The organism is Variovorax sp. OK605 (assembly GCF_900115445.1).
In the GTDB taxonomy this organism is placed as follows: Bacteria; Pseudomonadota; Gammaproteobacteria; order Burkholderiales; family Burkholderiaceae_C; genus Variovorax.
In genome coordinates, this window is sequence record NZ_FOWL01000001.1 from 362,591 (window position 1) to 375,128 (window position 12,538).

General features: G+C 70.4%; 13 protein-coding genes. 7 read left to right on the forward strand and 6 right to left on the reverse strand.

Annotated elements, in window-relative coordinates; translation table 11 throughout:
- Positions 1-10: 10 nt before the first annotated feature.
- Complete coding sequence (locus tag BM013_RS01605; protein WP_093121970.1) at positions 11-217, forward strand: dodecin; 207 nt, start codon at positions 11-13, stop codon at positions 215-217.
- A 30-nt stretch (positions 218-247) separates the two neighbouring features.
- On the opposite strand, the gene BM013_RS01610 is transcribed toward BM013_RS01605, so the two are convergent.
- From BM013_RS01610 to BM013_RS01630, 5 genes are all read right to left on the reverse strand, one after another.
- Positions 248-826: an esterase/lipase family protein gene (locus BM013_RS01610; RefSeq protein WP_177225402.1), complete on the reverse strand. Its 579-nt coding sequence runs from the start codon at positions 824-826 to the stop codon at positions 248-250.
- A gap of 146 nt (positions 827-972) precedes the next feature.
- On the reverse strand, positions 973-1,587 hold the full coding sequence (locus BM013_RS01615) for an alkylhydroperoxidase domain protein (protein ID WP_177225403.1): 615 nt from the start codon (positions 1,585-1,587) through the stop codon (positions 973-975).
- Between the two features lie 5 nt (positions 1,588-1,592).
- The gene (locus tag BM013_RS01620; protein WP_093121974.1) at positions 1,593-2,240 is read right to left on the reverse strand and encodes a CMD domain protein; all 648 of its coding nucleotides are present in this window, start codon (positions 2,238-2,240) and stop codon (positions 1,593-1,595) included.
- Complete coding sequence (locus BM013_RS01625; RefSeq protein WP_093121976.1) at positions 2,237-3,307, reverse strand: putative FMN-dependent luciferase-like monooxygenase; 1,071 nt, start codon at positions 3,305-3,307, stop codon at positions 2,237-2,239. Before BM013_RS01625 ends, BM013_RS01620 begins: the two co-directional genes overlap by 4 nt.
- Positions 3,308-3,418: 111 nt before the next feature.
- A complete protein-coding gene (locus BM013_RS01630) occupies positions 3,419-4,138 on the reverse strand; it encodes an SDR family oxidoreductase (RefSeq protein ID WP_218153625.1) in 720 nt (239 codons plus the stop codon).
- Positions 4,139-4,274: 136 nt separating this feature from the next.
- On the opposite strand from BM013_RS01630, the gene BM013_RS01635 reads away from it, so the two are divergent.
- The 5 genes from BM013_RS01635 to BM013_RS01655 are packed head-to-tail and all read left to right on the forward strand — an operon-like array spanning position 4,275 to position 9,183.
- Positions 4,275-5,201 carry a LysR family transcriptional regulator gene (locus BM013_RS01635; protein ID WP_093121980.1) on the forward strand — a complete coding sequence of 309 codons (927 nt, stop codon included), beginning with the start codon at positions 4,275-4,277 and terminating at the stop codon, positions 5,199-5,201.
- A gap of 42 nt (positions 5,202-5,243) precedes the next feature.
- A complete protein-coding gene (locus BM013_RS01640; protein WP_218152689.1) occupies positions 5,244-5,927 on the forward strand; it encodes an SGNH/GDSL hydrolase family protein in 684 nt (227 codons plus the stop codon).
- On the forward strand, positions 5,924-6,640 hold the full coding sequence (locus BM013_RS01645) for a hypothetical protein (protein ID WP_093121985.1): 717 nt from the start codon (positions 5,924-5,926) through the stop codon (positions 6,638-6,640). The genes BM013_RS01640 and BM013_RS01645 overlap by 4 nt, the downstream gene beginning before the upstream one ends.
- A 6-nt stretch (positions 6,641-6,646) precedes the next feature.
- Positions 6,647-8,050: an MBOAT family O-acyltransferase gene (locus BM013_RS01650; protein ID WP_093121987.1), complete on the forward strand. Its 1,404-nt coding sequence runs from the start codon at positions 6,647-6,649 to the stop codon at positions 8,048-8,050.
- A gap of 2 nt (positions 8,051-8,052) precedes the next feature.
- A complete protein-coding gene (locus BM013_RS01655) occupies positions 8,053-9,183 on the forward strand; it encodes an alginate O-acetyltransferase AlgX-related protein (RefSeq protein WP_093121990.1) in 1,131 nt (376 codons plus the stop codon).
- Between the two features lie 16 nt (positions 9,184-9,199).
- Here BM013_RS01655 and BM013_RS01660 read toward each other — a convergent pair whose 3' ends face one another.
- Positions 9,200-9,694 (reverse strand): arsenate-mycothiol transferase ArsC, encoded by a 495-nt coding sequence (locus BM013_RS01660; RefSeq protein WP_093121991.1) that lies wholly within the window; start codon positions 9,692-9,694, stop codon positions 9,200-9,202.
- 119 nt (positions 9,695-9,813) lie between these two features.
- On the opposite strand from BM013_RS01660, the gene BM013_RS01665 reads away from it, so the two are divergent.
- Complete coding sequence (locus tag BM013_RS01665) at positions 9,814-12,522, forward strand: bifunctional acetate--CoA ligase family protein/GNAT family N-acetyltransferase (protein ID WP_093123298.1); 2,709 nt, start codon at positions 9,814-9,816, stop codon at positions 12,520-12,522.
- Positions 12,523-12,538 lie beyond the last annotated feature (16 nt).

Consider the following 12,538-nt stretch of genomic DNA (forward strand, 5'->3'; position numbering starts at 1 on the left):
GACCCACCCCATGTCCAACCACGTCTACAAATCGCTGGAGCTGACGGGCTCCTCCCCCACCAGCATCGAGGACGCCGTGCAGACCGCCATCGCCAAGGCGCACGAGACGGTGCGCAACATCCAGTGGTTCACGGTGACCGAAACGCGCGGGCACGTGGTCGACGGCAAGATCGCGCACTGGCAGGTGTCGCTGAAGATCGGGTTCACGCTGGAGTGAGCCCCGCGCCGCTGCGGCAGCGGCGCGAAGTCACAGCGCGCACACGCGCCGCGTGATGTCGGCGCAGACCTTCGCATTGCCCGGCATGAGCCGATGCAGCCACGCGCGCGCATCGAGGCTGCCGGCCCCGAGGCGCCAGTTGCTGCTTGCGGCCGGCACGATGGTGACGTCCAGCGAAGTCCAGTACACGAAGAGCTCCAGGCCGTCCAGACGGTCTTCTGTGCGCTTCAGGTTCTCGAGCAACGAGCTCCCCGGCCGCATGTCCCGCGCGCCCTGGCCGGGGTAGGCGTAGGCCAGCACGGTGCCGTCGTGCGGCCCGGCGATGGCGAAGAGCGCGGCCGTGCGCGCCATGCCGCCCAGCACCTGGATGTACTGGCGCGCAACGATGCAGCCCATGCTGAAGCCGACGATCGCCACCGGCACGTCGGGCGCCAGATGCGCGTCGATGTACGCCTTCAGCTTGCAGGCCAGGTCATGGATGCCGGTGCGGCCGTCGGCCGGCCGCAGCGACGGCGTCCAGCAGCGATGGCCGGCCGCCTCGAGCGCCCGCACCATGCGCTTGAAGACCGCGCCGTTGTTGAAGATGCCGTGTACGAGGACCACGTTCATGGGATCGGCCTGTGTGGATTTTTCGGGAATGTCGGGAGTGTCGGAATTCTCGGGAGACGCCCGAGCATCCTTCATTTCCGCGGCATGCCGGTGGCCGAAGACGGGCGGTATCGGCATGCGCTACCGCAGGTCGCACCGCCAGCCCGTTACTGGCCAACGGCGCCGGCCTGCGGCTCGCCCAGCGACAGCATCAAACGGTTGGCCCAGTTGAAGAAGGCCGCGCCGTGGATCACGTCCGCAATGGCGAGGTCGTCGAGTCCCTGCGCGCGCAGGCTGTCGATGTGCGACACGCCGAAGGCCGGTGGCGTGGCCGACAGCGCGACCGACGCGGCGACGATGGCGTTCCAGCGCTCGCCCAGGTCGGCGCTCACGCCCTCGTCGAGCAGGCGCTGCACGTCTTGCGTGCGGTGAGAGAAGTGCGAGGCGAAACGCGCATGCACCGACGCGCAATAGATGCAGCCGTTGAAACGCGAAGCCGCCGCGGCCGACAGTTCGCGCTCGGCGCGCGGCAGGCCGGCCTCGGGGTTGTAGAAGATGTCCTTGTCGGTGAGCGTGCGCGTGCGCAGGATGTCGGGGTCGCGCGCCAGCAGGCGGAAGTACGGCGACTTGGCACGCGATGCGTCCACCAGCCCGGCGAAATGGCGTTCGGTCAGTTCGGCCTCGGGCAGCGGCGCCAGCCAGGGCAGCCATTCGAGCTGGGCTTGCGTGAAGGCGGTGGGGTGCGCGTTGTCGGGGTGCGTCAGGGTCGATTCGGTCGTCATGGCGTTCAGGCGATGGAGGTTGCGGGGCGTTGCGCCAGTGCCTTCAGGCCGGTGACGACACGGATCTGGAAGGCCAGGAAAGACACGAGCTGCGACAGCGTCACGATCTCGGTGCTCGTCCAGCCCGCGGCCAGCAGCGCCTGCAGCGCGGCCGGGCTCGCGTCGCGCGGGTGAAACACGAGCAGGTGCGCGTGCGCCAGGGCGGCGGCAAGCCGGCCTCCCAGCGCTTCGCGTTGCGCGTCGCCCACCGCATACGACGGGCCCGCGGTGTCCTCGGCGCTCAGCGGGCCCGACGGATAGCGCCCGTACGGGCCTTGCGTGGTGCCGCGCTTCACCTCGGCCGCAATGGCATCGGCCACGCCGGCGCGTGCGCCCTGCCCGGCCAGCCGCTCTGCATGGCGCTCTGCATAGAAGTGCGCCACGTCGGCCTGGCCGTGCAGCCCGGCGACGAACACGGCCAGGGCGAACCGGTCGGCGATCTCGAAATGTCCGAACACCGGCGGCGTGGGTGCGAAGAGCGACAGGTAGCTGTGCTGCGCATTCGTGCGTGCCTGCCCGCGCTGGGCGCGAATGGCGTCGAGGGAATCGCCGGGCGCGATGCCGACCAGCTGGTCGATCACGTCCGGAACAGGAGAAGAAGCAACGGCGTTCATGCGGCCTTGAGAAGTGGTGGAGGTGAAAGGTCGGCCGCCGCGTCGCGCACCCAGCCCAGGGCCGGCGCAACGACGGTGGCGGTCAGTTCGATGGAGCGCAGGATCGCCTCGTGCGGCGGGTCGACCGAGTGCACCTGGCACACCAGGTCGGTCACGCGCGCGAGCGTGCTGTCGGCGCGCAGCGAGGCAATGACGTCGTCGGGCGCGCCGACATGCACGTCGTACGCGGCAATGAGCTGTTCGAGCGAGGCGTGCGGCCCCGCGCGGTCGGCGAGGCCGGCCTGCCCCGATGCGGCAAAGCGCGCGGCCGAGCGGCGCAGGCCGATGTCGGCCAGGCGCAGTGCCTCCTGGCGGGTGTCGGCCACGAACACGCTGCGCGAGCCCACGATGCGGGGCGCGCGGCCGGGCGGCAACGCGGCCAGGTAGGCATCGACGATCGGGTTCTGGATGTCCGCGAGCGTGGCGCCGAGCGCATCGACGGGGCGCGGCTGCGTGCGCGACAGCATCAGCCCGTCGCCCGCCTGCCCTGCCCGCGTACCGCCGCTCACCGAGAACGTGGCTTGCCAGATGCGGCCGAGCAACTGCGAAGCCGCCGGGTACAGCGTGTCGCCGCCGGCCAGCGGCTGGCCCGCCCATGCGGCGCGCACCGCGTCGAGCTGCCGCGCGAACAGTGCCGAGCGGTCGTTGCCGTCGAGCCTGAAGGCCGCGAACGATTCGGGCGTGCCGCCCGTGCCCACGCCCACCTCGAGCCGGCCGCCCGAGAGCAGGTCGAGCACGGCGGCGTCTTCGGCCGCGCGCACCGCGTTCTCCAGCGGCAAGGTGACGATGCCCGTGCCCAGGCGGATGCGCCGCGTGCGCGAGGCCACGTAGGCCAGGAAGACGAAGGGCGACGGCAGGCCGCCCTCGTGTTCATGGAAATGATGCTGCGCGACCCACGCGGAATCGAAGCCGTGTGCTTCGGCATGGGCGATCTGCTCGGCCACGAGGCGGTAGCGTTCGCTGGCGGTGGCGTCGTCGAGCAGGCGGCTGAAGAAGCCGAGGCGCTTGGGGGAGATAGGGGCGGACAAGGTGCGGCGCGGGAAGCAAGGGAACCCGTGATTGGGCCCGCAACACCGCGCGCGCGGAACGCCGGATTTCGCGTTTTCTTATCCGTTTTTCGTCGATGCGTTCTTCCGGTGTCAGCGCAGCGTGTAGCCGCCGTCGACATAGATCGTCGAGCCGTTCATGTTGGCGTTGTCCAGCAGGAACAGCGCCGCGCCCGCGGCCTCGTGCACGGTGCCCAGGCGGCGGTTGAGCGTGAGCTTCTCCCAGGTCTTGCCCACCGCGTCGTACACCTCGGCGGGCTTGTGGCGCCACAGCTCGCTGTCGATGGTGCCGGGCGACACGCAGTTCACGCGAATGGGGGCGAGCTCCAGCGCCAGCGCGCGGGCCAGGCCTTCGACGGCGGCGTTGCAGGCCGCATAGGCCGGCGCGCCGATGGGCCGCACCGAGGCCGCGCCAGACATCAGCACCACCGCCGCATCGGGCGCCAGGTGCGGCAACGCGGCATGCACCGCCCAGTACTGGCCCCAGAACTTGGCCTGGAACACGGCCTCGGCCTGCGCCTGCGTGTCTTCGCGGAACGACACCGAGTGATTGACCGAGCCCGGCGTGAAGAGACCGGCGAGCGGGCCGGCACCCTCGAAGAACGCGGCGATGGAGGCGCGCTCCCTGGCGTCCACCGTGCGCGCCGTGGCGAGCGGGCCGAGCTTTTGCACGGCCGCGTCGGCCTTTTCGCGCGAACGCCCGCCAAGCAGCACGCGGTCGCCGCGCGCGACCAGTTGCTGCGCAAGTGCGAATCCCATGCCCGATGTGCCGCCGATGATGGCGTAGCTTCTGTTGCCGACGGTGGTGCCCACGAGGTGCCTTCTGTGTGTGTTATGGATGAAGGCTTCGATGCTAGGAACGCGTGGCGCACAGGTAAAACGATAAGATTTCCGGACACCCGCGCGCCGGGTTCCGCAATCGCGCCTCCCCGCCTCTCCTCTTTCCCGCATGTCCCATCTCGAGCCGAACGGCCCCATCCGCGTCTTCCTGGCCGTCTGCGAGGCGGGCAGCTTCGCGAAGGCGGCCGGCGCGGTGGCGCTGTCGGCCTCGGCCATCGCCAAGACGGTGGCGCGGCTCGAGGCGCGGCTGAAGGTGCGGCTGTTCGACCGCACCACGCGCAGCCTGTCGCTCACGCCCGAAGGCCGCATCTACGCAGACGCCTGCCGCCGCGCGATGGGCGACATCGCCCGTGTCGAGGCCTCGCTGGCGCAGGCCGCTGCCACGCCCAGCGGCACGCTGCGCGTGAGCCTGCCGCCGCTGTTCGGCACCGAGGTCATCGCACCGGCGCTGCACGCGCTGTGCGACAGCCATCCGGCACTGGGCATCGACATCTCGCTGGACACCGAGCGCGTCGACCTGCTGGCGCGCGGCATCGACCTGGCGGTGCGCATCGGCGAGCTGCCCGACGTGTCGGGCCTCACGGCGCGCCGCCTCGGCACGCAGGAGGTGGTGCTGTGCGGCGCGCCGGCATACATCGAGCAGCATGGCGAGCCGCTCGGCCCGCAAGAGCTGGCCGCCCACGCGCTGATCGCGACCACGCACCGCGGCCAGCCGGTGCCCTGGCCATTGACGGACGAAGACGGGCGCGTGATGCACCTGGCGCCGGCTTCGCGCATCGGCACCGACAGCACCCTGCTCGCCCTGGCGTCGGTGCGCGCGGGCCGCGGGCTCGGGCTGCTGCCGCGCTGGCTGGTCGCCGACGACCTGGCCGCGGGCCGCCTGCGGGTGCTGCTGGCGGGCCGGGTCGCCGCGGACATGCCGATCCATGCGCTGTGGCTCACCGCGCCGGTGATGCTGCCGCGGCTGCGCGTGGCGATCGATGCGGTGGTGGTGGCTGTGGCCGCGGCCACGGCCGTGGCTGCGGTGCAGCGCTGAGGCTGGTACATTTCCCCGGCCTCGCAAACCAAAGGGATATCGGTGTCACTCGCAGCGGCCATGGCCGGTCTTTCCATCCTCGTCATCGGGGACAGCCACCTCGCACAGTCCAATTACCTGATCTCGTCGTTGCACGACGACCTGACGCGCCAGGGCGCGCAGGTGCACTCGATCGGCGTGTGCGGCGTGCTGCCGTACGACTGGACGGTGTCGAAGGTCGGCAGCTGCGGCGGCGCCGAACGCGTCGGCACCCGCCCCACGGTGGAGAGCAGCACCGGCAAGACCACGGCCGTGGCCCAGCTCATCCAGGCGGAGCGCCCCGACCTCGTGCTGGTGGTGCTCGGCGACACCATGGCCGCCTACAAGCAGCCCGATTTCCCGATGAACTGGGTGTGGCAGCAGGTGGGCGCGCTCACCGGCGCCATTGCGGCGACCGGCACGCGCTGCGCCTGGGTCGGCCCGGCGTGGGGACAGGAAGGCGGCAAGTACGGCAAGACCTATGCGCGCGTCGAGCTCGTGAGCCGCTTCCTGGCCACCAACGTGGAGCCCTGCACCTATATAGATTCGCTGGAGATGTCCCGGCGCGGCCAGTGGCCGACCATCGACGGGCAGCATTTCAGCTCGAACGGCTACCGCGCCTGGGGCGACGGCATTGCCAAGGCAGTGATGCGGCTGCCCCTGCCCCGCGCGGGCGCGGCCGGCCCGGCCGGCGCCGCACGCCAATGAACCGCGTGAGCCGCGTGAACCGCGCGAACCGCGCCAGCTGTGCGAACCGCCTGCCCCTGCTGGCGGCGCTGTGTGCGCTCGGACCCTTCTCTTCCACCGGCGCGGCGCCCCGCCTGTACGACACGGGCCCCGCGCAAGACCTGGCGCTGGTGCGTTTCGTCAACGCCGGCGCGCAGCCGCTGGTCGTCCAAAGCGCTGGCGGCAGTGCCAGCCTCACGGTGCCGCCCACCGCACCGGTCACCGACTACCAGGCCGCGCGCTCCGACACGCCCGTCACCGGCCAGTGGCAGCTCGCCAACCAGAAGCTGGCGATTTCGCTGCGCGTGAAGGCCGGCGGCTCGGCCTCCACGGTGGCGTGGACCGACGAAAGCGGCAAGCTCGCCGGCACCAGCTTCACCGAGGCGCCCGCCACCTTCGACCCGGTGCGCGCCTCGCTCGCGTTCTACAACGCCGACCCTCGCTGCACCGCCGCGTCGCTCGCGTCCAGCCCGGCCAACGTGCCCATCTTCGACAGGCAGGCCGCATCGGCCAGCGCGCGCCGCGCCATCAACCCGGTGAAGCTGGTGGTGCAGGCCTCGTGCAACGGCCAGCCGGTCGACGCCACGGTGGACCTCGGTTCGCTGCAGGCCGGCCAGCGCTACAGCGTCTTCCTCGTGCCCGCCGGCAAGAACGCCAGCCGGCTCATCGGCCTGCAGGACCGCGTCGCACGCTGACAGCCCGTGGTCTTCGCCTCGCTCGAATTCCTCGCGGTCTTTCTGCCGGCGTTCCTGCTGCTGTACGCGCTGACGCCCGCGCGCGCGAAGAACACGCTGCTGCTGCTGTCGAGCTGGCTGTTCTACGGCTGGTGGAGCCCGCTGTTCCTGCTGCTGTTCATTGCGCTCACGGCGCTGGCCTGGTGCGGCGGGCTGCTGGTGGAGCGTGCGCAGCAGCGGCGCAAGGCCGTGCTGGTGGCGCTGATTGCGCTGAACCTCGGCGTGCTCGCGTGGTTCAAGTACGCCAACATCGTGGTCGAGACCTTCAGCGCGGCCATCGTGCATGCGGGCGCGATGCCGCTGGCGTGGCAGCGCATCGCCTTGCCCATCGGCCTGTCGTTCACGGTGCTGCAGGCGATCTCGTATTTCGTCGACATCTACCGCGGCCGGTTTCCGGCGGAGCGCCGCCCGATCGACTTCGCGACCTACCTCGCGATGTTCGGCCACCTGGTGGCGGGGCCGATCATTCGCTACGACTGGATCCGCCAGCGCCTGGCGCACCGGTCGATGCGGTGGTCGGGCTTTGCGCGGGGCGCGCGGCGCTTCATGATCGGCATGGCCATGAAGGTGCTGGTGGCCGACACGCTCGCGCCGGTGGTCGACCAGGTGTTTGCCTCGGCCGAGCCGAGCTTCATCGACGCATGGCTCGGTTGCCTGGCCTACACGCTGCAGCTGTTCTTCGACTTCGCGGGCTACAGCGCGATGGCGATCGGCATCGGCGCGATGCTGGGCTTTCGCTTTCCCGAGAACTTCAATGCGCCCTACCTGGCGCGCAACGTGGCGGAGTTCTGGCGGCGCTGGCACATCTCGCTGTCGTCGTGGCTGCGTGACTACCTCTATGTGCCGCTGGGCGGCAGCCGGCAAGGCAACGGCCGCACGGTGACGAACCTGATGCTGACCATGGGCATCGGCGGGCTCTGGCACGGCGCGGACAGCTGGAACTTCCTGTACTGGGGGCTGGCGCACGGCGCGGCGCTGAGCGTGGTGCACCTGTGGCGCCAGCGCGGCCCTTATTTGCCTTCGCTGCCTTCGCCGGTCGCCCACGCCGCCACGCTGCTGTTCGTGATGCTCGGCTGGACGCTGTTCCGCTCGCCCGACCTCGCGACGGCGGGCCGCATGCTGGGCGGGCAGTTCGGCCTTCAAGGGCTGGGCCTGGGCGCGGCGCTGTCGAACATGCTTCGCGTGCCGGTGCTGCTGGCGTATGCGCTGGGCATTGCCTGGGTGATCGCGCCGGCCGTGGTGGCCCGCCGGCGGCATGCCGGTGCCGCATTCGCCCTGGCGGCCAGCCTGCTGCCCATTGCGGGCTTCGTGCTGGCAATGGCGCTGGTGGCGAGCCGCGGCACGGTGCCGTTCCTCTACTTCCAGTTCTGACGATGCCGCGCGCCACCCGCCGCCTTCGAGCACGCCTGCGCTGGGTCACCACGGCGGTGTTGCTGGCCGCCATCGGCAGCGCCTTCGTCGCGACGTTCGCGAACATGGGCGAAGTGCTGCACCGTGCGGACGCCTCGCTGCTGCACGACGCGCAAGCACGGCGCGAGTTGACGAAATCGCTTGTCACCACGCCGGTCACCGAGGCCCTGGCACGCTGGCAGCGCGAGGCCAACTGGCTGGCGCTGCGCGACCTGGGGCCGGAGGTGAAACGCGGCGACGGCAACTGGCTCTTTCTCGACGAAGAGCTTCGCGTGCCTGCGGAGCGCAACGCGCATGCGGCGGCACGCGCCGCGGCGGTCGAACAGATCGCGCACGGGCTCGCGGCAAGGCGCATCGCGCTGCTCGTGGTCGTCGTGCCGGACAAGAGCCGCATCGAAAGCGCGCACCTCGGCCACCTGCAACGCCCGCCGGCGCTCGAACCGCGGGCGCGCGACTGGGCCGCGAGGCTCGAAGCGGCCGGCGTTTCCGTGCTCGACCTGGCGCCGGTGCTGGCCGGGGCCTCACCCTCACCCTCACCCTCACCCGCGCCCTCGCCTTTCCTTCGCACCGACACCCACTGGAGCGAGCACGGCAGCTGGCTCGCCGCGCAGGCCGTTGCCCGCCGCCTCAAAGACATGCATGCGGTCGACGGCGAGCCGGTGCCTTCGGTCGTCGTCTCGCGCAAGGACCATGTGGCCTGGGGCGACCTGGTGCGCCTGGCCGGCATCGACGGCCTGCCACCGTCGCTCAAGCCCGCGCCCGACACCGACACGCAATCGGTGGTCGAAACACGCAGCGAGAGCACCGACCTGTTCGGCAACACGGCCCTGCCTTCGACCGCGCTGCTCGGCACCTCGTTTTCGCGGCGCAGTAATTTCCAGCCCTTCCTGCAACTGGCGAGCAGCGCACGGGTGGCCGATTTCGCGCTGGACGGCGGCGACTTCTGGGGCGCCGCGCGCAGCTATTTCGCGGGTGATTCGTTCGCGAAGAACCCGCCGCGCACCATCGTGTGGGAAGTGCCTGAACGTGCCCTGACGCTGCCCGTGGGCGAGGCCGAAAAGGCCTGGCTGCACGCGCCGCTGCCGGCCCGCTGAACCTGCTGAATCCGGGCTAACGCAGGTACCCGAGGTCCCGCACGTCGGAGCGCACCGCGGCGCGGTCCACGCCCTGCAGCGGCAGGCTCACCAGCAGTTCCAGCCGGCGCCGCAGCGAGAACAGCAGCTGGATGGCGTCGTGCGCGACCTTTTCGGCATCGTCGCCGCCGGCCACGTCGGGGTAGGCCCACAGCGCCGCATCGGGCTGCCCGGGCCATGACGGCTGGCGCGATTCGGTGGCCGCGTCGAGCGTGATGACGAACTCGGCCGGCGTGCCGGGCGAGCGCGCCACGTCGTCCCAGCTGCGGGGCGCGTGGGTCGGCACGGGAATGCTCGCGCTCATCAGGGCGCCGATGGCGGCGGGATGGAATTCGCGGTCGACCTGTCCAGGTTGACCGCAGGAAGAGGCCGCGAACCGCTTGGGGTCCAGGTGCGCGAGGCACGCTTCGGCAAGGATGCTGCGCAATGAATTTCGCCGGGAGACGAAGATCACGCCGATACGTTTTTGCATGAAGCTTGCACTATAGCCATGCGCGCTGAATCCGTCATGACACACGCGACAGCACCCGACCCCACAAGATTCGCGCCACCCTGCACAGCGGCCCGCGATCAGGGCAGACTTGGGGGATGATGGACAAGCACTTCCTCAATCCGCTCTTCGCGCCCTCTTCCGTGGTGGCCTTCGTCGGCCACGCGGACGACCCGGGCGGCCAGCCGCCGGCAGGCCGCACGCTGCGCGAGGCCTTTCGCGCCGACCGCTTCGACGGCACGCTGCGCTTTCTGGACGTTCGCACCAAGGGCACGCTCGAAGAACTTTCGCAGACCCATGCCGACCTCGCGCTGATTGCCCTGGCGCCGCGCGACGTGGCCGCGGCGCTGGAGATTGCGGGGCGCATCGGCTGCACGGCGGCGGTGGTCATCTCCAGCGGCATCGGTGCCGACCAGGCCGCGCAGTGGCGCAAGATCGCCAGGCGCGAAGGCGTGCACCTGCTCGGGCCGAATTCACTGGGCTTCCAGCGTCCGCTGCTGCACCTGAATGCCAGCGTGGCCGGCCCGCTGGCCAAGGCCGGGCCGCTGGCGCTGGTGTCGCAGTCGGGTGCGCTCACGGCCTCGATGCTCGACTGGGCGCGCCAGAACGGCGTGGGCTTTTCGAGCGTGGTGTCGCTCGGCCCGCACACCTCGGTCGACATTCCGCAGGTGCTCGACTTCCTGGCCAACGACCAGGCCACGCACAGCATCATCGTGTACCTCGAAGGCATCGACGACGCGCGCCGCTTCATGAGCGCGCTGCGTTCGGCCTCGCACGCCAAGCCGGTGGTGGTGCTCAAGGCCGGGCGCAAGCCGGCGGGCAACGAGGCCGCGCAGACGCACAGCGCCGCCATCGTGGGCAGCGACGACGTGTTCGACTCGGCCCTGCGCCGCGCGGGCGCGGTGCGCGTGCGCTCCTTCGTCGAGCTGTTCTCGGCCGCCAAGTGCCTGGCCTCGCGCTACCGGCCGGTGGGCAAGCGGCTGGCCGTGGTCACCAACGGCGGCGGGCCCGGCGTGCTGGCGGCCGACTGGATCAACGAGATCGGGCTCGACCTGGGCAAGCTCTCCTCGCCTTCGCAGAAGCTGCTGCTGCCCACGCTGCCGCCACTGGCCTCGCTCACCGACCTGATCGACCTGTCGGAAGAGGCCTTGCCCGCGCACTACCGCGCGGCCATCGATGCCGCCTCGGCCGACAGCCAGGTCGACGGCGTGCTGGCCATCTTCTCGCCCAAGCCCGGCGCCGACGCGGCGGCCACCGCCAAAGCACTGGCCGACATTCCGCGCCCCATGAACAAGCCGCTGCTGGCCTGCTGGATGGGCGATTCGTCGGTAGGCAAGGCGCGCGCCGTGCTGGCCGACGCCACCATCCCGAGCTTTCGCACGCCCGAGGCGGCCGTGGGCGCCTTCGGCAACATCGCGGCCTTCTACCAGAACCAGCAGCTGCTGCAGCAGACGCCGCCGCCGCTCTCGGCATTGGCCAAGCCCGACATCGAGGGCGCGCGCCTGCTGATCGAAAGCGTGCTGGCCGAGCGGCGCAAGGTGCTGACGGAAATGGAGTCGAAGACGCTGCTGTCGTCGTTCCACATTCCCATCACGCGCACGCTGCTGGCGCGCAGCGCCAACGAGGCCATGATGATCGCCACGCAGCTGGGTTTTCCGGTGGCGCTGAAGATCGATTCGCCCGACATCCCGCACAAGTCCGACGTGGAAGGCGTGGCGCTCAACGTGTTGAACGGCACCGGCGCGCGCGACACCTACGTCGAGATGATGGAACGCGTGGCGCGGCTGGCGCCCGAGGCGCGCATCAACGGCATCACGGTGCAGAAGATGGTGCGCGCGCGGCGCGGGCGCGAGATCTACGTGGGCATGGTGACCGACGAGCCCTTCGGCCCGGTCATCGTGTTCGGCGCGGGCGGCACCATGATCGAGCTGCTGAACGACCGCGCCATGGAGCTGCCGCCGCTCAACCAGTTCCTGGCGCGCCGGCTCATCGAGCGCTCGCGCGTGGCCGAGACGCTGGGCGAATGGCGCGGCGCCAACGCGGTGGACATGGAGGCGCTGGAAGACGTGCTGCTGCGCGTGTCGGAAATGGTGTGCGAGCTGCCCGAACTGCGCGAGATGGACATCAACCCCATCATCGTGGACGAGTCGGGTGCGATCTCGGTCGATGCGCGCATCGTGGTGGAGAGCAGCTCGCAGGGCGCCGCCGGCAGCTCGGGCCACGCGGGCAACGGCTATTCGCACCTGGCCATCATGCCGTACCCCGCGCGCTACCGGCGCGAGTGGCCTTTGCCGGGCACCGGTGGCGGCACGTACATCGTGCGGCCGGTGCATCCGAACGACGCGCAGATGCTGCAGGCGCTGGTGCAGGGGCTGTCGCCCGAGAGCCGGTGGTTTCGCTTCGTCTCGCGCTTCCACGAGCTGCCGCCGTCGATGCTGTCGCGCTTCACGCTGATCGACTACGACCGCGAGATGGCGCTGGTGGCCGTGATGCTGGAGCGCAGCGTGTCGCCCGACGGCACCATCCTGGAGAGCGAGCGCATCGTGGGCGTGTCGCGCTACATCACCAACCCCGACCAGACCAGCTGCGAGTTCTCGCTGGTGGTGGCCGACGAGTTCAGCGGCAAGGGCATCGGCTCGCGGCTGATGGAAAGCATCATCGACGTGGCGCGCGACAAGGGCCTGGCCGAGATGGACGGGCTGGTGTTGGCCAACAACCCCGACATGCTGAAGCTGGTGCGCCGGCTCGGGTTCTCGGTGAAGTCGTTCCCCGAGGACCACGACTTCAAGCTCGTGACCTACATGCTTTAGCTGCGGCAGCTTCAGT